The sequence below is a fragment of the Halorussus limi genome (genome assembly GCF_023238205.1).
GTDB lineage: Archaea > Halobacteriota > Halobacteria > Halobacteriales > Haladaptataceae > Halorussus > Halorussus limi.
The window spans coordinates 1,579,032-1,601,209 of the sequence record NZ_CP096659.1 but is presented as its reverse complement, the minus strand read 5'-3'; the positions used below and the strand labels follow the sequence as shown (position 1 = coordinate 1,601,209).

The window sequence follows — 22,178 nt, the reverse complement described above, 5'->3', positions numbered from 1 at the left end:
GAGATTCGTAGCGTTCGAGTGGGTTTTTCTGGAGGCTATCACGGAAGACGCAGTGAAGGACGCCTCCGAAGGCCCGCGAGCGGGCGGCCCCTTCATCCACTCACGGCGGGTTCTCTGTCGAGCGTTCGCGGGGTGAGTCGGCCGTCGCGTTACGAAAAAGGCGCTACGTATTTCTTTGACAATGGTGAAGGTGTCTTAGAAACGCCCGTATATTTGTAGTCTCCGACGACCGGTCACTTCAGATGCTCGTCGAAGGCCGACTCGATTTTGTCGAAGGTGCGCTCCCACGTCGCACGCTCGGCGAAGACGTGGTTCTCGCCGGGGTAGTACTCGGCCTCGTACTCGTTGCCGTGTTCGAGCATCCCCTCGATAACCACGTCCAACTGCTCGAAGTTGACGTAGGAGTCGCCCGTGCCGTGGAAGTTGTAGAGCGGTGCCTCGTAGTTCCCGAAGTGGGTCTTCGGACTCGCGGCGGCCCACTCGTCGTCGGCCTCCCACGGGTTCCCGCCGAACGTGAGCGCCTGCGAGGACTCGACGGCGGGAAACTTCGTCTCGATGGCCCACTCCTCGTAGAGTTCGAGGTCGGCCAGTCCAGCGAGGTTGACGCCCACGTCGAACGCCGTCGGGTGTGTGCCGAGAATCTGGAGCGCGGCGTACCCGCCGTACGAGAGGCCCCAGACGCCGACGGCGTCCGACGCGGAGGGCCTGTCCCGGAGGAACTCCCCGCCCGCGACCACGTCGGCCATCTCGTCGCGGCCGTAGCCCTCGGTCAGCGACTGGCGGAACTCCCGGCCGTACCCGATGCCGCCCCGGTAGTTGACCAGCAGGCCGACGTACCCTCGCCGGGCGAGGTACTGGTGGAACGCGTAGGCCAGTCCGTACGACCGCGAGGGGTGCCACCCGTCGCGCATCTGGCGCATCGGCCCGCCGTGGACCCAGACCACGCCCGGCAGGTCCGTCGCGTCGTCGGCCACCGCGTCGGTCTCGCGCGGGTCGAACAGGTAGCCCCGAATCTCCCGCCCGTCGGCGCTCTCGAAACTGACCGCCTCGGGCGCGAGCGGGTCCGTCGGCCAGTCCTCGACGGCGGAACGGGTGACTCGCACCGGGTCGCTCGCCTCGTCGCCGAGCGACCGCACCCGAACTTCGGGCGAGACGCCGGCGTCGGCGTGGACGTACGCGACTCGGTCGCCCGCGGGCGAGGGCCGGGGGTAGACGTTCGTACCCTGAGACTCGACCAGCGGACGGACCGCCTCGGTCCCGGTATCGACCGCGAAAATCTGGCGCTCGCCGAGGTCCCGGCGGTTCGACGCGAACGCCAGCGTCTCGTCGTCCACCCACTGAGGCGACGACCCGGCGAGTCCCTTGTCCTCGAACGCGCCGGCGGTCAACTGGCGGCGCTCGCCGGTCGCGCAGTCCACGACGTGGACGTGTTCCCACCCGTCGAGCGGGAGCGCCATCGCGAGTCGAGCGCCGTCGGGCGAGACGGTCGGCGCGCCCGACGAGACGGTGCCGCGCTCGTCCTCCTCGCGGACCAACTCGGACCGGTCGCCCGACTCGGGGTCGGCGGCCACCACCGACCGGACGGTCCGCTCGTCCGCGATGCGCTCGAAGACGACCCGGCCGTCCGCGAGCCACGCCGGGTTCGCGCTCGACGCGGGCGCGTCGGTCCGCCACCGGAGGTCACCCGATTCGACCGCCGCGACCCCGACCTGTCGCGACTCGCGGTCGGTGAACGAGAACGCGAGGCGGTCGCCCGCTCCGTCCCACACTATCGGACGCTCGCTCGGGAGGAACGCGTCGCGTCCGGGCACGTCGAGGCGTCGCTCTACCGCCGAATCAGCGTCCCGGACCCAGAGGCGTCCGTCGCGGTAGAACGCCACCCGGTCGCCGTCGGGCGACCACTCGTGGTGAGACTCGCCCTCTGGCGACCGGGCGACGAGGCTGAGCGACCGGTCGGCGGCGTCGCCGCGGAACGTCTCGCCCGCGTCGGTGGTCGCGACGAACTCGGTCGGTCGGGCCTCGGGCGCCCACTCGAACCCCGCGACGTGGCCCTCGCCGGGCGAGACGCGCCACGCCTCGCGCGGCGCGTCGGCGTCGGCGATTCGGAGGGCGTTTCCGTCGTCCTCGTAGACCAGCGTCGCGAGGAAGTCGCCGTCGGCCGACCACTCGGGCGCGCTCGGGTAGTTCACGTCGAGAACGTCGGCGACCGAGAGCCTCGACCCCTCCGTCATCGCTTGCGGCCCTTCCGGCGTTCGAGTTCGTCGATACAGAGGTTCAGCACCTTCTGTTCGCCCTTCCGGAGGTGTTCGAGGACGGTCGGCTTGCTCACGTCGAGACAGTCGGCCACGGCGTCGGCCGACACGTCGCGGGGCCAGTTGTAGTAGCCGATGCGCCGGGCGCTGAGCAGACTCTCGGTCTGGCGCTCCGAGAGGCGGTCCTCGACTTGGTCCACGAAGTCGGCGAACTCGACGCTCTCCCTCGGGTCGGCCTCCCGAATCGAGTTCACGTCCACGTCGTACTCGGCCTGCATCGCTTCGACCACGTCGCCGAGTCGGTCGGCCCGGACCAGAACGGTCCAGTGTTCGGTGCCGCCGGTGATGTGGACCGGTTCCACCGGCATGAACTCGGAGTTCACGATGTCGGGGACGATGCTGTTGGCCCGGTCGTAGTTGACCACGACCCGGGCGCGCTCGCCCGACTGCTTGAGGACCGCCACCTCGTCGACGACCGGGTGGTCGTCGATGGCCTCGACGAACGTTTCGATGTCGGTCTCGCCCTCGGAGACGAGGAGGAAGTCGCCCTTGATTTGGTCGTCGGCGGGGTAGAGCGACTTCTCGATGAGGTGGGTGTTCGGGAAGTCGTCGGTCACCTCCAGCGTCCAGCAGTTGGGGTGCCAGAGGTCGAGTTCGACCTGCTTGTAGGAGACGCCGCCGTCGGCGTCGGGAATGCGTGTCACACTCACGGGTTATGATGACACAGTACAATCGTAATTAGTGTTGCGTTCGTGTCGGGGAATTCACCTGTCTCGCTCGGGGACGACGCCGTGGCCCGGTCCGGCGATTTCGATATCGGGACCCGCCTCGGACGCCGCCACGTCCTCGGCGAGCAGTCGGTTGCCGTCGAGGTCCACGTAGTCGAACGACCCGAGACCGGCGACGACGTGGGCGCTCGCGCGGATGCCGAGCGCGCTCTCGAGCATGCACCCGACCATGAGGTCGAGGTTCGCGGCGTCCGCGACGGCCGCGATTTCGCCCGCCGCGACCGGTCCCGACTTGCCCAACTTCACGTTTATCACGTCGGCGGCGTCGGCCCGGACGACCGCCAGCGCGTCCTCGGGCGAGAACACCGCCTCGTCGGCCGCGACCGGCGCCCTCGCGCGGTCCCGGACCCGGGCCAGTCCCGCGAGGTCGTCGCGGTGTACCGGCTGTTCCAGCAGCGCGAGTTCCACCCCGCGCTCCCGCAGTCTCCGGAGGAATCGGAGCGTCTCCTTCGACGACCAGCCCTGATTCGCGTCCACCTTGAGCGCCGCCTCGGGAGCGCCCTCACGGGCGGCGGCGACGCGCTCGACCGCGGCCGACACCCCGTCGCCCGCCTTGATTTTGAGGTGCGAGAAGCCCGCTCCCGCGGCGCTCGCGGCGCGCTCGCGGGCCTCGTCGCTCCCGACGATGGGAATCGTGAGGTCGGTCTCGACGGTCTCGGGCGGCCCGCCGAACAGTTCCGAGAGCGCCAGTCCGCGACTCCTCGCGTAGGCGTCCAGCACCGCGGTTTCGAGCGCGAACAGCGCCGAGTTCGCGCCCGGGAACGCCGCCCGGAGGTCGGCGCAGACGGCCCGATACTCCGCGAGGTCCCGGCCTACGAGCAGGTCCGCGGCCTCGCGCGCGACCGCGACCGCGGCGTCCTGCGTCTCGCCGGTCACGGGCGGGAGCGGCGACCCCTCGCCGTAACCGACGACGCCGTCCTCGGTCTCGACTTCCACCAGCACGTTCCGGGCCTCGCGGCGCGTGCCGAGCGCGATTTCGAAGGGCGCTTCCAGCGCGAGCGTCAGCGGTTCGACACGGAGTTCGGCGACCGGGATTTCGGACGCCTCCCCGGTCACGAGTCGGTCGCCTCCCGGACCGCGTCCAAGAGTCGCGCCGGGCCGCCCTCGTGATAGACGTTCGCCGCGGGTCGGCCGAAGTCGTCGTCGGCCGGGTCGCCCCACGTCGAGACCGCCGCGACCTCCGCGTCCGAGAGCGACTCTATCAGGTCGATTTCGGCCTCGGGGAGGCCGACCGAGAACCGCTCGAAGTGGGTCCGGCGCTCGCGGTCCGGGTCGTGAGCCAGCACCACCGCGTCGGGCCACGCGCCGTGGAGGAGCGAGAGCGTGACGCCCGAGTACGCGCGGTGGGAGAGCGCGGCCTGCCCCTCGACGAAGACGATGTCGTGGTCCTCGGCGACTCCGCAGACGGAGTCCTCGACCGCGCCAGCGGTGAAGTCGGCGGGTACGCGGTCGACGACGACGCCGCGGTGAGCGCCGACCATGATGCCGGTCTGGCCCGTCGCGACCCACCCCGCGTCGAGTCCCGCCTCTCGGGCCGCCCGATAGAGTTCGAAGGTAGTCGTGCGCTTGCCGACCGCGCAATCGGTGCCGAGCGTGAGGACCACCGTCGCGTCGAGGTCGTCCACCCGGCCGTCGCCGACCCGCAACTCGTCTTCGGCGGGCGGTTTCCGCACGTCGAACAACCGGACGCCCGCCTCGTCGGCCAGTCCCCGCCACTCGTCTTGCTCGCCGAGGAAGACGTGGAGGCCCGACACCACGTCGCACCCCGCCCGGATGGCGTCCCGGATGTCGGCCTTCCACTCCTCCGGGAGTTCGCCGCCCGCGGGCGCGACGCCGACGACCAGCGCCTCGGCCTCGGGTGCGACCGTCAGGGCCTCCTCGACCGACGCGACGACGGGCACGTCCGAGCGTCCGGGGTGGTCGAGAACCTCGTCCACGTCGCGGCCCGCGTGGGTCGAGTCCACGACCGCCCGGGCCTCGAACAGTTCGCTGTGGCTGACGACGCCGTTCGCGGTCTTGCCGCCCGGTCGGCCGAACTCGCCCTCCGCGAGGACGATGGTGGGAACCGGCGGGTCGAACGCACTCCGTAAATCCATGCGTTGCTGTGACGTACGGAACGGTAAAATTGGACCCCCACGCATGTATGGGTCGCCGCTCCCCTCTGACAGTTTTCAGAGCAGTCGCGTCGCTAACTCGAAGTCCTCGTCGAGCGCCGCGTTGTAGTTCTCGGCGTCCGGGTCGAGACTGTCCACGACGACTTCGTCGGCGTCGCCGTAAGCGTGGACGAACTCAGCCCCGCCGAGACTCAGCGCGACGTGGCCGGGGAAAAAGAGCAGGTCGGCCGGCGCGAGTTCGTTGGGCGCGACCGTCTCGCGGGCGACCGCCTCGCCCATCCGACGCTGGAGGTCGGCGTCTCGGGGGAGCGAGACGCCGTTCTGGTGGTAGGCCATCCGCGTCAGTCCCGAGCAGTCGATGCCCTCGACGGTCGTCCCGCCCCAGACGTACTCGGTTCCGAGATAGCGCCGCGCCGCCGCGACCACGCCCTCGCGGGTGGGTTCGTCCGGAGTCCGGGCCACCGCGTCGGCGGGCAGGGTTCGCTCCGCGCCGGTCGGGAACCGGACCCGGACTCGCGCGTCGGAATCCGCAGACGAGGAATCCGACTTCCCGGACCCGGGGTCGTGAGCGTCCGAACCTCCGGTCGCGCCGTCGCCGAGGAGTTCGCACTCGGTGCCCGCGTACACCGGTTCGGGGCCGCCGGCGCGGTCCCCGACGCCCTCGCCGCGAACGGCCCCGACCGACACCACCGCGTCGGCGTCGAACGCCTCGACGGCCGGGCCGAGCGCGTCGTCTTCGACCCACGCGACGTAGCCGTCCGGGGTTCGCACCCGCCGCCACTCGCCGTCGGCGTCGAACGCCTCGACGGCCGCGCCGTAGAGGACCTGCGTCACCTGCTCGGCGTCCTCGTTCGGTTCCCCGCGGACCGGCGCGACCGGCGCGGTGGCGGTTCGCTGGCGGGCCTCGTCGGCGAGGACGGTCACGTCGGTCGCCGCGACCGGAGCGTCGGCGACCGACTCGACGGCCTCGACCGCTCGCGCTCGGAGGTCGGCGGTCAGGACGGTTCCCGAGAGCAGGACCGCACCGGCGGTTTCCTCGGGAGTCACGTCGAAGACCGTCGTGCGGGGGTCGGGTGCCCGCTCGGTCTCGCACTTGTCGAGCGCGCGGCGGAGTCGAACTGTCGCGGTCATCTGTTAGACTGTCTCAGGCGGACGAGTAAGAAGTATCGCCTCCGGAAATCGGCGAGACGCCGAACCGAGCGTCCCGTTCGGGGCGCTCACCGGTTAGTTCGGGAGAACGCACGGGACGAGAAGGGGAGAAACGTGCGGGGCGAAGGAAGAGACGAGAGGGAATGAACGAGATGCGACGAAGCGGAGACGAGATGGAAGACCGAACGAGACGGGGACAGCGGGACGAAGCGGAGAGAGACGGACCTACAGCGACCGCTTAGGGACGATTTCGGGGTCGGGCGTGTACGTGACCGCGGCGTCGACCTCGAACACGTCGGCCAGCAGTTGCTCGGTGACGACTTCGCGGGGCGGTCCCCAGTCGTACGGTTCGCCGTCCTGAAGCGCGACGAGGTAGTCGGCGAAGCGCGCGGCCTGCGCGATGTCGTGGAGGACGACCGCGACCGTGACGTCCTCCTCCTCGTTGAGCGTCCGGACGACCTCCATCACGCGGAGTTGGTGGTGGAGGTCGAGGAAAGTCGTCGGTTCGTCCAGCAGGAGGACGTCGGTGTCTTGGGCGAGGACCATCGCTATCCACGCGAGTTGCTTCTGGCCGCCGCTGAGGTTGCCGACCGTCTCGTCGCGGAGGTCCCCGACGCCCGCGAGTTCGATGGCGCGCTCGACCGCCTCGCGGTCCTCGTCGCTCACGGAGTCGAAGAATCCGCGGTGGGGGTACCGGCCGTGGTAGACGAGGTCCTCGACCGTGATGCTCCCCGGCGCGTCGTTCTCCTGCGAGAGCAGGCCGAGTTCGCGGGCCAGTTCCTTGTCGCCGTACTGGTGAATCTCCCGACCGTCGAGGACCACCGACCCCCGCTCCGGTTCGAGGTGGTTCGAGAGCACCTTCAACAGCGTACTCTTACCCGACCCGTTCGGGCCGACGAGCGCCGTAATTTCGCCTTCGGGCACGTCGATGCGGTCGCACTCGACGACCGGTTCGTCGGTTCCGGGGTAGCCGAGCGCGAGTCCTTCGGCGTGGAGGACGCTCGCCGGGTCCGACTCGCCGGGCGACGCCCCACCGTCGAACACCTGCCCCTCCGTCCGCTCGTCGGCCGCGTCCTCCTCCGAATCAGTGTCCGCGGACATCAGGTATCACCGCGTTTGGTCCCGTCGGTCATCAGTGGGCGTGATTTTAGGTCGTCCTAAACATAAGATTTTGCATTCGCGAGGGCGACGGCCTGTCCGAACGCCTCGTGATTGCGACGAAGGCGTCCGGAGAGAGGGAGAATCGAACGGGCGGCATGGGCGCTCGTTCGTCCATCGAACGAATCGTCCTTTCGGGCGTGTGACAGCCAAATCATCGGAGCCGAAAGTGGCGATTTCAGTCGGAGTACGTGAAATGTATTCGCGTTTTCGCACAGAACGAGAACCGTTTGATTGCGCGGCTTCGATGTTCTCCGGCTCGGTAGAACGCCGAATGTTTATATACAACGTAAACTCTTACATCAGGTGTAACAAATGCGCGTGGAGATACAGCTTCCGCTCCCGGACGACCGAATCTTCAGGTACGAAGCGATGGACGACATTCTCGAAATCACCGCACGGAATCCCACCGAAGAGTTCTCGAACAGCGAGCTACAAGAACTCAGCGGATTCGGCGGACCGAGCGTCTCGAAATCGCTCTCGCTACTCGAAGCGTTGGGTTTGGTCGTCCGGCGAGACAGCGGTCGAAAGACCCTCTACCGAATCGAGGAGACGCGACTCCGTGAGGCCGACGATCCGTTTCTGGAGATACCGCAAGCGGAGTTCCGGAGACCGCTTCGGGCGTTCGTAGACCGAGTCACCGACGAAGTACCGTCGGTCGCGGGGATCGTCTGCTTCGGAAGCGTGGCGCGCGGCGAAGCCGACCGCGTGAGCGACATCGACGTGTTCGTGCTAGTCGAGAACGACGACGAGCTGGTGACTGCCCGTCGAACCGTCTCGGACGTGAAGCGCGACCTCGAAGCGGAACCCATCGACGGACAGCGTTACGAGTTCGAGGTGTTCGTCGAGTCGGGGGAAAGTGCTCGCAATCGGGGCGAAGACCTCCGACCGGTTCTGAAAGAGGGCATCGCCTTGCACGAAACCGAGACGTTCGACCGAGCGAAGCGTGACGTGTTCGGAGGAGACGACGAATGACCTCGAACGAGTTGGAAGAAGCGCTCGGCGATGCGGAGGACGCTTTCCAGCGCAGGCCCGAGAATCCGGAGGTCGGACTGGAGTACGTCTCCGATTCGTCGATCCTCCAGTTGCGGAAGGCGTGCCGACTCCTCGACGCCGCGGGATTCCTGCTTGACCGCAACGGCCACTTCACGGTAATCATCGAGGCGTCGTTCGTCGCCATCGAACGGTCGATTCAGTTCTACGTCGAGGAGAAGGGATACGACGTCGCCGGTCAGCGACACACCGAAGTCTACGACGAGGGCGTCCGTGCAGGACTGTTCTCGCAGGACGTCGCCGACCGACTCGAAAAGCTCTGGATCGAGAACCGGTCGGAGTCGTACTATCGGACGGGCATCGCTGGCGAGTATCGCGCCGAGACGGTCTTCGCGCTCGCCGTGGCGCTTCACGAGGAGGTCGTCGCGCTGACGCGGACGCAAGACTGTCTCTGTGAGTAGATACTGCCCCCATAATTTCAAAAGTGAAAGGATAACTAGAGCTGACCATGTCCTCGCACCCGAACTGCGACGCGTTTGTCGATAAGTTACTTACTTGGTACGACGATAACGGAAGGCATCACCTCCCTTGGCGCAAGAACGATGCGTCGCCATTCGAGGTGCTCGTCGCCGAGCTCATGCTCCAGCAGACGTCCGTCGAACAGGTGCAGGAGGTGTTCGAGGAGTTCGTCGAGAAGTTTCCTAATCCCGACTCGGTAGTCGCGGTCTCCGAGGAAGAAATCAGCGAGGAGATAGAGCCTCTCGGCTTACAGAAGCGAACGAAGTATTTCCGGAAGGCATCGCACCGTATCATCGAACAGCACGGCGGACATGTACCGGACGAGCGATCCGAATTACTCGACTTGCACGGCGCCGGCGAGTATACTGCGGCCTCGGTACTCGCTCACGCTCACGGGAAAGACGCCGTCGCCGTGGATACTAACGTGGCGCGAGTTCTGTCGCGGGTGTTCGGACTCGACGCGGCCGACGATCCGAACGCGGCCGAAAACTGGGACCTTGCCGAACGGTCCTCTCCGACAGGGAGATGTAGCGATTATCTGCACGCGCTCATCGATTTTGGCAGTACAGTCTGCACGGCGTCGAATCCGAAATGTTCAGACTGTCCGGTTGCCGATTTATGCGACTACGCTGAATAGGAGCATAGTCGATCTCTCCTTCCGATTCTGAAATCAGCGGGGTGAGAGTATCGAACGAGCAGGAAGCCGAACATCTTCCGGCGAGTTGGATAAATTTGACTGCCCGACGAAGGTCCTTTCGTTCGACTATCGAACGAAGAGGAGAAAGGGCTAAAATGAGATCTAGTGGATGAAAGGCCTGAAACCACAGAAATCGCGGGATAAGGGTGCGACGGGCGGCATGGGATTTGAACCCATGACCTCTTGGTCCGGAACCAAGCGTTCTGTCCGCTGAACTAGCCGCCCTCACACGGGTTTACTCCGGTCGCGGGCTTAACGATTGTGATAGCCGCAATCAGTCCTCCGAGACAGCGGGGTCGGCCGCGGTCTCGGGCGCCTCGCTGTCGATGACGGCCGACTTCCACGTCCCGCGAGTGAACCAGACGGCCGCGCCGATAGCGCCGACGACGTGGCCGAGCGCGACGCCGATCCAGATGCCGGTCGCGCCGAGCGTCGTCTCGAACGCGAGGAGGTACACCGCGGGCACGCGGACGAGCCACAGCGTAATCAGCGAGAACGCCATCGCGGTCTTGGTGTTGCCCGCGCCGCGGTAGGCCCCGACCAGCACCTGAAAGACGCCGATGAAGGCGAACTCGACCGTGCGAATCCGGAGGTACTCCGAGGCGTGTTCGATGGTCTTGGCGGCCTCGGCGGTGCCGGTCGCCATGAACACCTCGACGATGGGTTCGGGGAACGCCGCGGCGAGAACCGCCAGCGAGACCATCACGCCGGCGCCGACGCTCGCCGCGAGTCGGACCGCGCGCTCGGCCCGGTCGGCCTTGCCCGCGCCGAGGTTCTGGCCGACCACCGTGTTGGTCGCCTTGCCGAGGCCGACCGCGGGCAGGAAGACCAGCGAGATGAGTCGATTGCCGAGTCCGTAGGCCGCGATGACCGACGGCTCGAAGGTGACTATCATCACCGTCAGCATCACCATCGCGAGCGCGCCCGCCGACTGCTCCAGCGCCGACGGAATCCCGATGCGCACGATGTCCTCGACGTACTCTAGGTCGGGTACGAGATGACTGAGGTCGACGTCAGGGCCGGTGTCGGTGAAGAACAGGACGTAGACGCCCACGACACCGCCGACCGCGCGAGCGACGAGCGTAGCGACGGCCGCGCCCCTGATGCCCATCTCGGGGACGAGCGCGGTCTCGATACCCAGCGCCGGGACCGGGCCGACGCCGAAGACTAACACCGGGTCCAAAACGAGGTTGAGGACGACCGTGACCGCCATGACCCGCATCGGCGTCCGGGTGTTGCCGTACCCCCGGAGGAGCGCCGAGAACGCCAGAAAGCCGAACATGAACGGCAGGCCGAGGAAGAATATCTCCATGTACCGGGCGGCCAGCGGGACCACCTCGTCGGCGGTGGCGGCGTCGCTCGGGAACAGCGCCAGCATCGGTCCGGAGCCGAAGTGACCGACGACGCTCAGAATCGCGCCGATGGCGACGACGAATCCGAGCGTCTGGCCCGCGACTTTGCCGGCCGACCCGTCGCTGTCCGCGCCCGTGTACTGGGCGACAAGCGTGCTTCCCGCGACGTTGAACCCGCCACCGAACGCGATGAAGAAGAAGATGAGCGGGAACGCGAGGCTGATTGCGCCGACCGCGCTGGCGGAGTAGCGCCCCAGCCAGAAGGCGTCGCCCACGTTGTAGGCGACCTGCAGTAACTGGGTGACCACGATAGGCCACGCCAGATGAAAGAGGGGGCGCGCCAGGCCGCCCTCCGTGATATCGTCAGCGTGCGTCGATGCCACTGTCAGTCTCCAAGACTCCTTGGGATTGTAATGTTTCCGGTTGAAATTGTACTCCGGCGCCGGTAAAAGAGACCGGACGGCGGTCCGAGACGCCTCGTGAAGCCGTTCGCGGAACCGTCAGGGTGTCTCGTTCGTTTCGAGCGCGAAGTCGTCGGTCGGATACGCGGTACACGTCAGGACGTACCCCTTCTCTACCTCGTCGTCACCGAGCGTCTCGTTGTTGCTGTGCTGGACGTAGTCGTGGGCGTCGCCGTCCTGCACCTTACCGCCACACGAGAGACACTGTCCCTGCCGACACGCGTAGGGCAGGTCCCAGTCTTGCTCCTCGCCCGCTTCGAGCAGGGTTTCGTTGTTCGCGACTTCGATGGTCTCGCCCTCGTTGACGTACTCCACGTCGAAGTACTCGACCTCGTCGTCGGAGATAGAGGCGGGGTCGAAGCCCTCCTCTTCCTCGCCCTCTCCTTCGAGTTCACCTTCGGCACCGCCGCCGACCGCGACCGCGCCGCCACCGCCGCCGATGGACCGGTTCATCGGTTCGGGGAAGTCGGTCTCCGGCACGGTCTCGGCCCGACGTTCGAGTACCTCCTGAGAGATGTCGTCGGGGGTTCGCCACTCGGTGCCCTCCGAGTAGTGAAGGGCCACCACGATGAGGACGAGCGTCAGCCCGAGTCCCAGACCCAGTGCGTCTACCATGCGCGGGACTACGGAAGGGTGGTTTAACAGCATTGTGATTATCGCGCGACCTGACGGCGACGAGTCGGGAGAGGAGACCGTCGGCGGACGCGGGACCGACGCTTTTTGCCGGCACCCGCCGAGAGTGGTGGTATGACAACCGAAATCGCAGTGGTCGTCTACGAGGGCTTCGACGAACTAGACGCTGTCGGACCGTACGAGGTGTTCTCGACTGCGGCCGACCGTGGCTGTGACCTCGACGTCAGTCTCCGGTCGCTCGACGCCGCGGAGTTCGTGACCGCCAGTCACGGCCTCCGAATCGAAGTCGACGGGCGCCTCGCCGATTCCGACCCGGACCTCGTGGTGGTTCCCGGCGGCGGATGGAACGACCGCGCGGACGCGAGCGCGTGGGCCGAAGCCCAGAAGGGCGACCTGCCCCGCGCTCTCGCGGACCTCCACGAGCGCGGCGTCGAACTCGCGGCGGTCTGCACCGGCGGGATGCTGCTGGCCGAGGCCGGGGTGCTGGACGGTCGGCCCGCGGTCACGCACGCGAGCGCCCGCGACGACCTCGAAGCGACCGACGCGGAAGTCGTGGACGCCCGCGTGGTGGACGACGGCGACGTGCTGACCGCGGGCGGCGTGACTTCCGGGTTGGACTTAGCGTTGCATCTCGTCGGTCGGCTCTGCGGAGAAGAAGTGGCCGAGAGCGTGGCGACGACAATCGAGTACGAACCGCAGGGGAAGATTCACCGGGGCGGCGGGGAGCGCTGACCGTCACCACCAGCGGTCGCGCTCCTCGTCGGCCGACTCGGGCCGGACGCCCCACAGCGCGGCGGAGTGGAGTTCGGTCGGGCCGAACGGTTCGAAGTCGCCCTGACCGCACATGTCCCACCACCGTTCCTCCAGCCGGTTCCAGTAGACTCCGTTGAAGTTGAACTCGGTGCAGTACCAGTCGCCGCGGGCGTCCACGACGAAATCGACGCCCCACGTCGCCTCGTCGAACTCCGCGGCGATTCGCTCGGCGTACCTTCGAGGCGTCTCGAACGACGCGTCCTCCAGAATCGGCTCGACGTACTCGTATCGTCCGTCGCAGACCATCTCGGAAGCCTCCGGTTCGACCGGCGTCCGTCCGATGACCTCGCCGTCGCTCACGAAGAAGCGGACCGAAGGGTGACACGAGTGGCTCGGAAACCGACAGAAATCGAGGTCCAACCACTCACGGACGACGAGACTTCCGCCGTGGGGCCAGCCCTGCTCGTCGTTCTGGTTCAGGAGCGACTCGACGGTCCGGTCCACGGCGTCGGCGTCCGGCCGCGGGACGAACGACCCCTCGCGCAGTCGGACCGTAGCGGCCTTGAACTGCGTCCGGACGAACGCCCGGTGGCGGTCCGCCTCGTCCATGAACGCCAGAATCTCGTCGGTTTCCCACCGGTAGCCGTCGTCGGTGGCGTCGAGCGCCACGAACGTCGTGTCGGGGACCGGCACGTCGAGCGACCGGAGGCGCGACCAGTAGTAATCGACTCGCCCGCGTTCGTCCGCGAAGTCGCTGAAGTAGAGGGAGACGGGCGATGCCATAGCGCGTCGTTCGCGTCGGACGGCTATCAAGTTGGCGCGAGTGTGGGTTCCGGTACCATCCCGGAGGCTATGGCCGCCTCGTATAACGGAAAATGTTTCTCAGAGCAACGAAATTCTGTCTATCGCTACTCGCGGCGGGCGACCTCGTGGCGGCCGAACCCGTAGCGGAGTCGATTGGCAAGCCGCCGGGAGAACCGCCCGTCCTCGCGCGCCCGAGAGCCGAACCGCTCGCCGAGCGCCTGATAGATGAGCGGCACCGGAACCTCCTGCTCCAGCGCCTCTCGGACGGTCCACGTCCCGGTCGAGCCACCGGCCACGTAGTCGTCCACGTCGCCGAGGTCGGTGCCCTCCTCGCGGAACGCCTCCTCGCAGAGTTCCAGCAGCCACGACCGGATGACCGCGCCGTTGTTCCACGTCCGCGCGACCGCTTCGAGGTCGAGGTCGTACCGGCCCTCCGCGAGCAACTCGAAGCCCTCGCCGTAGGCCTGCATCAGCGCGTACTCGACGCCGTTGTGGACCATCTTGACGTAGTGGCCCGACCCCGCGGGACCCATCCGGTCGTGGCCCGCCGGCCCGGTCGCCACCGCGTCGAACACCGGCGTCAGTTCCTCGTAAGCCCACTCCGGGCCGCCGACCATCAGCGAGAAGCCCAGTTCCGCGCCCGCGGGACCGCCGGATGTCCCGCAGTCGAGGTACGCCGCCGGGGTCTCGTCGGCCCGGCGCGTCGAGTCCTCGAAGTGGGAGTTGCCGCCGTCCACGACCACGTCGTCGCCGTCGAGGTGCGGTTCGAGGTCGGCGAGCGCGGCGTCCACCGCCTCGCCGGCCGGGACCATCAGCCAGATGCGCTTCTCGTCATCCAACCGCTCGGCGAGGTCCACCACGGAGTCGGCGGGGGTCGCGCCCGCCTCGGCGGCCGACGCGACCGCTTCCTCGTCCAAGTCGAAGGCCACTACGTCGTGGCCAGCGTCGAGTACTCGGTCCACGACGATGCGGCCCATCCGGCCCAGTCCGATGACGCCCAGTTGCATGCGAGTTGGTGGTTCGGGGGCGAAGGTAGGGGTTGCGGTTCCGCTCGGCGGACGCGGGACGGCAGGCCGACTGTGACGCGCGGAAACGTCCGCACAGACGAGAACCTTTATCATCACCCGTCCACTCCGTTTTCGTATGAGGCTGACTGCGTCGGTAGTACGTTGAACTGTCCAGCGCAGCGGCGCGTCTTTCTGATTGGACTACTCCCCCGACAGAGTCAGCTATACTCACACCATGACCGACGTTCCCGACAGTTACGACCCCGAGCGAGTCGAACCGAAGTGGCAGGAAGAGTGGCGCGGTTCCGAAGTCTACCACCACGAGGGCGAACCCGACTACGTCATCGACACGCCGCCGCCGTACCCGACCGGCCAGTTGCACCTCGGCCACGCGCTGGGTTGGAGTTACATGGACTTCGCCGCGCGGTTCCACCGACTGCTGGGCGACGACGTGCTGTTCCCGCAGGGCTGGGACTGCCACGGCCTGCCGACCGAAGTGAAGGTCGAGGAGGAAGAGGACATCCACCGGACCGACGTGCCCCGCGAGGAGTTCCGGGACCTCTGCGTCGAGTACACCGAGCGACGCATCGACGGGATGAAGGAGACGATGCAGTCGCTCGGCTTCTCGCAGGACTGGTCGGCCGAGTACCGGACGATGGACGAGGACTACTGGGAGAAGACCCAGCGGTCGTTCGTGGAGATGGCGCAGGGCGACGAAGAGGAGAGCTACGTCTACCGCGACGAACACCCGGTCAACTGGTGTCCGCGGTGTGAGACCGCCATCGCCGACGCCGAAGTCGAGAACATCGACCGCGAGGGGACGCTCCACTACGTCACCTTCCCCGGCGTGGACAACGAGGACATCCAGATTGCGACCACCCGGCCCGAACTGCTGGCGGCCTGCGTCGGCATGGCCGTTGACCCCGACGACGAGCGGTACGCCGACCGCATCGGCGACACCTTCGAGGTCCCGCTGTTCGGCCAAGAGGTCGAACTCATCGCCGACGACGACGTCGACGGCGACTTCGGGACCGGCGCGGTCATGATATGCACGTTCGGCGACAAGCAGGACGTCGACTGGTGGGCCGAACACGACCTCGACCTCCGGCCGGTCTTCACCGAGGACGGTCGCCTCAACGAACTCGCCGGCGAGTACGAGGGCATGACCATCGCGGACGCGAAGGAGACCATCGCCGACGACTTGGACGAGGCCGGCTACCTCGAAGACACCGAACCCACCGACCAGTCGGTCGGCGCGTGCTGGCGGTGTGACACCCCCATCGAAATCCTCTCGAAGGAGCAGTGGTTCGTGGAGGTCCGGCAGGACGAGATTCTCGAGAAGGCCGAGAAGGTCGAGTGGATTCCCGACCACATGTACGACCGACTCGAAGACTGGACCGAGGGGATGGAGTGGGACTGGGTCATCTCCCGCCAGCGCGTGTTCGCCACGCCCATCCCCGCGTGGTTCTGCGGGAACGACGAGTGCGACCACGTCCACGTCGCCGGCATCGAGGAACTCCCCGTCGAACCCACCGAGACCGACCCCGAAATCGACGCCTGTCCCGAGTGCGGCGCGAGCGAGTGGGAGGGCGAGACCGACGTGATGGACACGTGGATGGACTCCTCCATCTCGCCGATGCACGTTCAGGGCTGGCCCGACGCGGAGTTCACCCCAACCACGCTCCGCGAGCAGGGCCACGACATCATCCGGACGTGGGCGTTCTACACCCTCTTGCGGGTCACGGCGCTCGAAGACGAGATTCCGTGGGAGGAGTCGCTCGTCAACGGCATGGTGTTCGGCGAAGACGGCAACAAGATGAGCAAGTCGCGGGGCAACGCGGTCGGACCGGAGGAGGCCATCGAGGAGTACAGCGCCGACTCCGTCCGCCAAGCCCTCGCGCTCGGCGGCCAACCCGGCAGCGACATCCAGTTCCAGTGGAAGGAGGTCAAGTCGGCCTCCCGGTTCCTCACCAAGTTCTGGAACATCTTCCAGTTCTCGGCGGAACATCTTGACGACGAGACGCCCGACATCGGCGCGCCGGCGTACCGCGACGCCGACAAGTGGATTCTGACGAAGCTATCCCGGACCGTCGAGGCGGTCGAGGCCGACATGGAGAACTACCGCTTCGACGCCGCGCTCCGCAAACTCCGGGAGTTCGTCTGGAACGACCTCGCCGACGACTACCTCGAACTCGTGAAGGGGCGACTCTACGAGGGTCGGCCCGGCGAGCGCGACGCCGCCCGCAAGGCGCTGTACACCGCGGTGTCGGCGTCGGTCCGCATGCTGTCGCCGTTCTCGCCCCACTTCGCCGAGGAACTGTACGACCACCTCCCCGGCACCGAGGGGAGCGTCCACGCCGCCTCGTGGCCCGAGGTCGAGTTCGAGGACCCCGAGGCCGAGGAGCGGGGCGACCTCATCGCGGAGGTCGCCAGCGAGATTCGGGCGTGGAAGTCCGACGCCGGCATGGCGCTCAACGCCGAACTCGACCGCATCGAGGTCTACTCCGACCTCGGCCGCGGGTGGGACACCTACGACCTCAGCGAGGCGGTGAACGCGCCGGTCTACCTCGAAGCGGGCGAACCCAGCGTCGAACTCGTCCCGGTCGGCGTCGACCCCGACCACAGCACCATCGGCCCGCAGTTCCGCGACAAGGCCGGACAGGTCGTCGCCGCGCTGGAGTCGGCCGACCTGACCCAACTCAAGAACCAGAAGGAGATAGAGGGCGAAATCACCCTGACCGTCGACGGCGAGGAAGTCACCATTGAGGGCGACGCCGTGGACATCAAGGAGGAGTACCGCGCCGAGAGCGGCGAGGAGGTCGAAGTGCTGGAGACCGACCACGCGACCGCGCTGGTCTTCCCCTGAAACGTCCTCTCCTTCGATTCTTTCGCCTCCCGTACCTAGAGTTACGGTTCAGCGCGTGGTACCGGACTCGGAATGCCGAGAACACAAGCTAACGCCCGATTCGAGCGACGCGGCGAAATCACCGCAGAGTCGCCGACGCTCATCGTCGGCATGCCGGAGAACGGGGTCGTCGGGAGTATCGCGGTGAATCAGATCACCGAACAGTTGGACCTACACCACGAGGGGAACATCGTCTCGGAGAGTTTTCCGCCGGTGGCGACGTTCGGCGACGGGTGGGTCCGCGACCTCGTCCGCGTGTACGCAGGCAACGACCCGAACGTGGTGATACCCCACTGCGACATCGCGCTCCCGCCGACCGCGACCGCCGACCTCGCCGCCTGCATCGTCAACGACCTCGCGGCGGACTTCGAGCGGGCCATCGTCCTCGCCGCCGTCCCCGCCCAGACCGAGGAGCAGGTCGGCGAGGTCACGGGGGTCGTCACCTCGGAGTCGGCCGCGGACGAACTCCGAGAGGTCGGCGTTCCGATGGAGTCGAGCGTCGGGTTCGTCGGCGGAGCCAGTGGGGCCGTCCTCAACGACTGCTACCACGCGAGCATCCCCACGACGGCGCTCATCGTGAAGGCCCACCCGTACCTGCCGGACCCCAAGGCGGCGAAGGCGGTCATCGAGAAGGCGCTGGAACCGCTGGTCGAGTTCGACATCGACACGACGGCGCTGGAAGAGCAGAGCGAGGAGATTCGCCAGCAGATGGAGCAGATCGCACAGCACTACGAGCAACTGATGGAGGGCGGCGAACCGATCGCGGTCGACGACTCTTCGATGTATCAGTAGCGACCGTCGGCCTCGCGTCGGTCACTGCCCGGCATCGTTTTCGCGGTCCTCGCCGTTCTCGAACCGGTGGTACGGGTGGCGGTGGGTGTTCCGGATGATATCTTCGTCTGACACCTTGAGGCCGAGTTCGTCCAGTTCCTCACCGATGCGGCTCAGGTCGTCACCGTCGCTCCCGACTGCGCGCACGAGGACGTTGGCTTCGCCGGTCATCACCTCCTGGACCTCGACCACGCCGGGAATCTCGACCGCGCGCTCGGCCAACTCCTCGCGGTCGGGAATCGGTGCCGTGCAGACGATGAGCGTGAACAGTTGGAACCCGGCGCGTTCGTAGTCCACGTCGGCGTAGTAGCCCCGAATCACCCCGTCGGCTTCGAGTTGCTGAATCCGACTCCTGACGGTACTCGGCGACACGTCGAGTTGCTCGGCGATGTCACTCGATGAGGTGTGTCGCGCCGCTGCTTGGAGCGCGTAGACGATGTGTTTGTCCAGTTCGTCGAGGTCACGGATGCGCATTCGACCGAGGAGTTGTCTCCGGAGCGTAATAACGGTGGTTCTCCACGGGGTCATCCCGGTTCGATACGAGAACGCGATTTCGGTGTCAGAACGTGATTTTCCTATTTAAATGCCACGTCGAAGCCACAGCTTTCTAACCTGTGGCGTCCGAACGTCGACGCGATGGCACCGTCGATAGGCACAGCTCAGATCGGTCTCAGGTTAATCGCGGGACTGTTGCTCATTCTGGCGAACGGTTTCTTCGTCGCTATCGAGTTCGCGCTGACGCGCGCCCGCCAGTTCACCGAAGCGGAGTTCGTCGACGGCGACTCCCAACTCGAACGGGCGTGGGAGATGACACAGAACCTCGAACTGTACCTGACGACCTGCCAAGTCGGCATCACGGCGTCGAGCATCGCGGTCGGCATCGTCGCCGAGCCGGCGCTGGCGGCGTTGTTCGAGCCGCTGTTCGCTGGCACGACGCTCGCGACGATTGGAGCGGGAGCGATTATCGCGTACGGGATTATCAACCTCATCCACCTCACTCACGGTGAGCAGACTCCGACCTACCTCGGAGTCGAGCGCTCGCGGATGGTCTGTCGGTACGGTGCGACACCGCTCTACTGGTTCTACAAGATTATCTCCCCGGTCATCACGCTCGGCGACTGGGTCGCGAAGTGGACGCTTCGTCTGTTCGGTATCGAGATGACCGGCGCGTGGCTCGAAACCGAGGAGGAGGCCATCGAATCCCGCGCACAGCTACACAGTCGGCTCAACTCCGTGCTGAAGCGCGGCGAACTCTCTCAGGAACGCCACGAGGAGGTCCTGAACGCGCTGGCGGCAGGGGACAAGGCCGTCGAGTCGGTGATGGTCGACTCCGAGGAGATGGTCGCCCTCTCGACCGAGGATTCGACAGAAGAGAATCTCCATCGCATGTCGTCGTCGCCCCACACCCGTTATCCGCTCTTCGGGAGCGACGACGAGGACTTCCTCGGCATCGTCTACGTGCCCGCGGTACTCGACCGAATCGACGAGTTGCGCGCCGAGGAAGCCCGTCTCGAAGACGTGGCGGCACCGCCGATGACCGTCTCGGCAGACACGACCGTCAGCGACGCCATCGACCAGTTTCAGGCCGAGAGTCAAGAACTCGCGCTCGTCCTCTCGGAGGGCGACGTCGTCGGTCTCCTGACGGCGACAGACGCGCTCGAAGTCGTGATGGGCGAAATCGAGGACCCGCTCGACAACGGCCAGTCCCGGCCCGGCGCGGTGCCGAGTTGACTCGCCTCTCGTCCGGCGTTCCGACGCCGACGCCCGGAACCGTCGGCGTTTTCATCCCGACACCCCTCCACGGAGGCATGGACCAGCGAATCTACGACCACGCCGAAGTGTTGGTCGACTGGAGCGCCCGCGTCGAGGCGGGCGACGACGTCGTCGTCCGCGTCGACGAGGGCGCACACGACCTCGCGGTCGCGGTCGCCGAGAAATTGGGCGAACGGGGCGCGAACTACCTCGCGACCTACATCTCCGACGAGGTCGAGTCGGCGTTCGTCAGGTCTCACGACGGCGACTTCGACCCGAACCCCGACTTCGAGGTCGCGATGCTCGAACGCGCGGACGTGGTGCTGTCGCTCCGGAGCAAGCGAAACACCGCCGCGAAGGGAGCGGTGCCGGGCGAGAAGCGCGCGGCGTACAAGAAGTCCCGGACCGAAATCAAGGCCCGGCGGATGGACACCGACTGGGTCTCGACCATGCACCCGACCCGCGCCCACGCCCAGAACGCGGGGATGGGCTACGAGGAGTACAAGGACTTCGTCTACGACGCCGTCCTCCGGGACTGGGAGAGCCTCGCCGACGAGATGGCGAACATGAAGGACCTGCTGGACGAGGGGAGCGAGGTCCGACTCGTCAAGGAGGACACCGACCTCACGATGTCCATCGAGGGCCGGACCGCGGTCAACAGCGCCGCGTCGGTCGCCTACGACTCGCACAATCTCCCCAGCGGCGAGGTGTTCACCGCGCCCGAGGACCCCGAGGGCGAGGTCTACTTCGACGTGCCGATGACCCACGACGGGGCGCGCATCCGGGACGTACACCTCACCTTCGAGGACGGCGAAGTCACCGACTGGTCGGCCGAGGTCGGCGAACGCGCGCTCGACGACATCTTCGCCACCGACGAGGGCGCGAAGCGACTCGGCGAACTCGGCATCGGGATGAACCGGGGCATCGACCGCTTCACCGACAGCATCCTCTTCGACGAGAAGATGGGCGACACGGTCCACCTCGCGGTCGGCCGGGCCTACTCCTCGTGTCTGCCCGAGGGCGAGGAAGGCAACCAGAGCGCGGTCCACATCGACATGATTACCGACGTGAGCGAGGACTCGCGGATGGAAATCGACGACGAAGTCGTCCAGCGAAACGGCACCTTCCGGTGGGAAGACGGCTTCGAGGGCTAACCGTTCACTTTTTGGTCCAGCTTTTGCGAGCGACGCGAGGCGCTCTGCGCCTCGCGGGAGCGAGACAGAAGGTGGGTGTAGGTCGTCCGGCGAAACGGCACCTTCCGGTGGGAGGGCAGCTTCGAGGAGTGACTCCCTCTACTCCCCGCGAACCGTGAAGTACACCGCGGCCGCCACGCCGACCAACGCGAGACCGACCGCGACAGGACTCGACTCCCCGCCGAACCGCCATCCGAGGCCGACGTAGCCCACGACCGCGACGACCGCGAAGAGGACGCCGAGTAGTAGCGCCGGTTTGGACTGGTTCTCGGGATTCACGCCCGAGCGTTCGGTTCGGAGTCCGAAAAAAGTGCGCACGTTTTACTCGTTGTGCGCCCAAGCCCCGGCGTGAACTGGAGAGCCGTCCTCGTCGGTGGACTCGCCGACGCCGGATTCGCGTGCTTCGCGGCCATCGTCGCGCTCCCGGAGGGCGCTCGCTGGCCCGCCTTCGCCGGGGTCCTCGCGGGTGGACTCGTCGGCGGCTACCTCGCCGGGCGTCGGTCGGGGTCGTGGCGCGAGCGAATGCGCCACGGCCTGCTCGCGGGTCTCCTCGGCGGCGGGGCGCTCGCCGTCGCGGTCTGGTGGTCGCTCCGACCCAGTGCGCCGAACGGGGCGCTCTGGTCGGTCAACTACCTGCTGGCGACCGGCGCGCGGTGGCTCCCGCCGGGCGCGGCCGCACGTTACGACACGCTGTTGGGCGTCGGGGCCGCGCTCGCGTGCGGGGCCGTATACGCAGTCGAAGGTGCGCTCGCGGCCGGGGCCGCGCCCGGCGGCGAGTCGGAAGTCGTCGGGGTCCGGGAGTAGCCCCGAGTCGGAA

The 22,178-nt window shown here is 66.9% G+C and carries 21 protein-coding genes and 1 tRNA gene; 9 read left to right on the top strand and 13 right to left on the bottom strand.

Annotation, left to right across the window (positions count from 1 at the left end; translation table 11 throughout):
• Positions 1–233: 233 nt before the first annotated feature.
• The 6 genes from M0R89_RS08205 to M0R89_RS08180 form a co-directional block, all read right to left on the bottom strand.
• Positions 234–2,231: a S9 family peptidase gene (locus M0R89_RS08205; protein ID WP_248652065.1), complete on the bottom strand. Its 1,998-nt coding sequence runs from the start codon at positions 2,229–2,231 to the stop codon at positions 234–236.
• Complete coding sequence (locus tag M0R89_RS08200) at positions 2,228–2,962, bottom strand: helix-turn-helix domain-containing protein (protein WP_248652064.1); 735 nt, start codon at positions 2,960–2,962, stop codon at positions 2,228–2,230. Before M0R89_RS08200 ends, M0R89_RS08205 begins: the two co-directional genes overlap by 4 nt.
• A 54-nt stretch (positions 2,963–3,016) precedes the next feature.
• Positions 3,017–4,075, bottom strand: a complete 1,059-nt coding sequence (locus tag M0R89_RS08195) for a dipeptide epimerase (RefSeq protein ID WP_368408866.1) — start codon at positions 4,073–4,075, stop codon at positions 3,017–3,019.
• A 17-nt stretch (positions 4,076–4,092) separates the two neighbouring features.
• On the bottom strand, positions 4,093–5,136 hold the full coding sequence (locus M0R89_RS08190; protein ID WP_248652062.1) for an N-acetyltransferase DgcN family protein: 1,044 nt from the start codon (positions 5,134–5,136) through the stop codon (positions 4,093–4,095).
• Between the two features lie 75 nt (positions 5,137–5,211).
• Positions 5,212–6,285 (bottom strand): C40 family peptidase, encoded by a 1,074-nt coding sequence (locus M0R89_RS08185; protein ID WP_248652061.1) that lies wholly within the window; start codon positions 6,283–6,285, stop codon positions 5,212–5,214.
• A gap of 243 nt (positions 6,286–6,528) precedes the next feature.
• On the bottom strand, positions 6,529–7,404 hold the full coding sequence (locus M0R89_RS08180) for an ABC transporter ATP-binding protein (protein ID WP_248652060.1): 876 nt from the start codon (positions 7,402–7,404) through the stop codon (positions 6,529–6,531).
• A 372-nt stretch (positions 7,405–7,776) separates the two neighbouring features.
• Here M0R89_RS08180 and M0R89_RS08175 point away from each other — a divergent pair, with 372 nt between their 5' ends.
• From M0R89_RS08175 to M0R89_RS08165, 3 genes are read left to right on the top strand one after another with little or no spacing between them, the layout of a single operon-like run.
• Entirely contained in the window at positions 7,777–8,436 is a 660-nt protein-coding gene (locus tag M0R89_RS08175; RefSeq protein WP_248652059.1) for a nucleotidyltransferase domain-containing protein, read from the top strand.
• Positions 8,433–8,915, top strand: a complete 483-nt coding sequence (locus tag M0R89_RS08170) for a DUF8154 family protein (protein WP_248652058.1) — start codon at positions 8,433–8,435, stop codon at positions 8,913–8,915. The genes M0R89_RS08175 and M0R89_RS08170 overlap by 4 nt, the downstream gene beginning before the upstream one ends.
• Before the next feature lie 47 nt (positions 8,916–8,962).
• Complete coding sequence (locus M0R89_RS08165; protein ID WP_248652057.1) at positions 8,963–9,610, top strand: iron-sulfur binding domain-containing protein; 648 nt, start codon at positions 8,963–8,965, stop codon at positions 9,608–9,610.
• A 212-nt stretch (positions 9,611–9,822) separates the two neighbouring features.
• On the opposite strand, the gene M0R89_RS08160 is transcribed toward M0R89_RS08165, so the two are convergent.
• From M0R89_RS08160 to M0R89_RS08150, 3 genes are all read right to left on the bottom strand, one after another.
• Positions 9,823–9,895: transfer RNA gene (locus tag M0R89_RS08160), tRNA-Arg, on the bottom strand.
• A gap of 49 nt (positions 9,896–9,944) precedes the next feature.
• Positions 9,945–11,405, bottom strand: a complete 1,461-nt coding sequence (locus tag M0R89_RS08155; protein WP_248652056.1) for an MATE family efflux transporter — start codon at positions 11,403–11,405, stop codon at positions 9,945–9,947.
• A gap of 117 nt (positions 11,406–11,522) precedes the next feature.
• On the bottom strand, positions 11,523–12,098 hold the full coding sequence (locus tag M0R89_RS08150; protein WP_248652055.1) for a 2Fe-2S iron-sulfur cluster-binding protein: 576 nt from the start codon (positions 12,096–12,098) through the stop codon (positions 11,523–11,525).
• Between the two features lie 132 nt (positions 12,099–12,230).
• On the opposite strand from M0R89_RS08150, the gene M0R89_RS08145 reads away from it, so the two are divergent.
• Positions 12,231–12,848 (top strand): DJ-1/PfpI family protein, encoded by a 618-nt coding sequence (locus M0R89_RS08145; RefSeq protein WP_248652054.1) that lies wholly within the window; start codon positions 12,231–12,233, stop codon positions 12,846–12,848.
• Positions 12,849–12,851: 3 nt separating this feature from the next.
• On the opposite strand, the gene M0R89_RS08140 is transcribed toward M0R89_RS08145, so the two are convergent.
• Positions 12,852–13,652 (bottom strand): hypothetical protein, encoded by an 801-nt coding sequence (locus M0R89_RS08140; protein ID WP_248652053.1) that lies wholly within the window; start codon positions 13,650–13,652, stop codon positions 12,852–12,854.
• 125 nt (positions 13,653–13,777) lie between these two features.
• Positions 13,778–14,680, bottom strand: a complete 903-nt coding sequence (gnd, locus tag M0R89_RS08135) for a phosphogluconate dehydrogenase (NAD(+)-dependent, decarboxylating) (protein WP_248652052.1) — start codon at positions 14,678–14,680, stop codon at positions 13,778–13,780.
• A gap of 235 nt (positions 14,681–14,915) precedes the next feature.
• On the opposite strand from gnd, the gene M0R89_RS08130 reads away from it, so the two are divergent.
• On the top strand, positions 14,916–17,546 hold the full coding sequence (locus M0R89_RS08130) for a valine--tRNA ligase (protein ID WP_248652051.1): 2,631 nt from the start codon (positions 14,916–14,918) through the stop codon (positions 17,544–17,546).
• 72 nt (positions 17,547–17,618) lie between these two features.
• Positions 17,619–18,377 carry a proteasome assembly chaperone family protein gene (locus tag M0R89_RS08125; RefSeq protein ID WP_248652050.1) on the top strand — a complete coding sequence of 253 codons (759 nt, stop codon included), beginning with the start codon at positions 17,619–17,621 and terminating at the stop codon, positions 18,375–18,377.
• 21 nt (positions 18,378–18,398) lie between these two features.
• Here M0R89_RS08125 and M0R89_RS08120 read toward each other — a convergent pair whose 3' ends face one another.
• The gene (locus M0R89_RS08120) at positions 18,399–18,890 is read right to left on the bottom strand and encodes an Lrp/AsnC family transcriptional regulator (RefSeq protein WP_248652049.1); all 492 of its coding nucleotides are present in this window, start codon (positions 18,888–18,890) and stop codon (positions 18,399–18,401) included.
• Between the two features lie 174 nt (positions 18,891–19,064).
• Here M0R89_RS08120 and M0R89_RS08115 point away from each other — a divergent pair, with 174 nt between their 5' ends.
• Positions 19,065–20,147: a CNNM domain-containing protein gene (locus M0R89_RS08115; RefSeq protein ID WP_248652250.1), complete on the top strand. Its 1,083-nt coding sequence runs from the start codon at positions 19,065–19,067 to the stop codon at positions 20,145–20,147.
• Positions 20,148–20,224: 77 nt separating this feature from the next.
• The gene (locus M0R89_RS08110; protein ID WP_248652048.1) at positions 20,225–21,322 is read left to right on the top strand and encodes an aminopeptidase; all 1,098 of its coding nucleotides are present in this window, start codon (positions 20,225–20,227) and stop codon (positions 21,320–21,322) included.
• Positions 21,323–21,460: 138 nt separating this feature from the next.
• On the opposite strand, the gene M0R89_RS08105 is transcribed toward M0R89_RS08110, so the two are convergent.
• The gene (locus M0R89_RS08105) at positions 21,461–21,640 is read right to left on the bottom strand and encodes a hypothetical protein (protein WP_248652047.1); all 180 of its coding nucleotides are present in this window, start codon (positions 21,638–21,640) and stop codon (positions 21,461–21,463) included.
• Positions 21,641–21,709: 69 nt separating this feature from the next.
• Between M0R89_RS08105 and M0R89_RS08100 the strand changes: the two genes are divergently transcribed.
• A complete protein-coding gene (locus M0R89_RS08100; RefSeq protein WP_248652046.1) occupies positions 21,710–22,165 on the top strand; it encodes a hypothetical protein in 456 nt (151 codons plus the stop codon).
• Positions 22,166–22,178: the final 13 nt, after the last annotated feature.

Bases quoted from the DNA above. Each gene is read 5' to 3' on its own strand.
- M0R89_RS08190 (WP_248652062.1), bottom strand. From the start codon at position 5,136: ATGGATTTACGGAGTGCGTTCGACCCGCCGGTTCCCACCATCGTCCTC.
- M0R89_RS08175 (WP_248652059.1), top strand. From the start codon at position 7,777: ATGCGCGTGGAGATACAGCTTCCGCTCCCGGACGACCGAATCTTCAGG.
- M0R89_RS08150 (WP_248652055.1), bottom strand. From the start codon at position 12,098: ATGGTAGACGCACTGGGTCTGGGACTCGGGCTGACGCTCGTCCTCATC.
- M0R89_RS08180 (WP_248652060.1), bottom strand. From the start codon at position 7,404: ATGTCCGCGGACACTGATTCGGAGGAGGACGCGGCCGACGAGCGGACG.
- M0R89_RS08130 (WP_248652051.1), top strand. From the start codon at position 14,916: ATGACCGACGTTCCCGACAGTTACGACCCCGAGCGAGTCGAACCGAAG.
- M0R89_RS08120 (WP_248652049.1), bottom strand. From the start codon at position 18,890: ATGCGCATCCGTGACCTCGACGAACTGGACAAACACATCGTCTACGCG.
- M0R89_RS08185 (WP_248652061.1), bottom strand. From the start codon at position 6,285: ATGACCGCGACAGTTCGACTCCGCCGCGCGCTCGACAAGTGCGAGACC.
- M0R89_RS08140 (WP_248652053.1), bottom strand. From the start codon at position 13,652: ATGGCATCGCCCGTCTCCCTCTACTTCAGCGACTTCGCGGACGAACGC.
- M0R89_RS08165 (WP_248652057.1), top strand. From the start codon at position 8,963: ATGTCCTCGCACCCGAACTGCGACGCGTTTGTCGATAAGTTACTTACT.
- M0R89_RS08205 (WP_248652065.1), bottom strand. From the start codon at position 2,231: ATGACGGAGGGGTCGAGGCTCTCGGTCGCCGACGTTCTCGACGTGAAC.
- gnd (WP_248652052.1), bottom strand. From the start codon at position 14,680: ATGCAACTGGGCGTCATCGGACTGGGCCGGATGGGCCGCATCGTCGTG.
- M0R89_RS08110 (WP_248652048.1), top strand. From the start codon at position 20,225: ATGGACCAGCGAATCTACGACCACGCCGAAGTGTTGGTCGACTGGAGC.
- M0R89_RS08145 (WP_248652054.1), top strand. From the start codon at position 12,231: ATGACAACCGAAATCGCAGTGGTCGTCTACGAGGGCTTCGACGAACTA.
- M0R89_RS08170 (WP_248652058.1), top strand. From the start codon at position 8,433: ATGACCTCGAACGAGTTGGAAGAAGCGCTCGGCGATGCGGAGGACGCT.
- M0R89_RS08125 (WP_248652050.1), top strand. From the start codon at position 17,619: ATGCCGAGAACACAAGCTAACGCCCGATTCGAGCGACGCGGCGAAATC.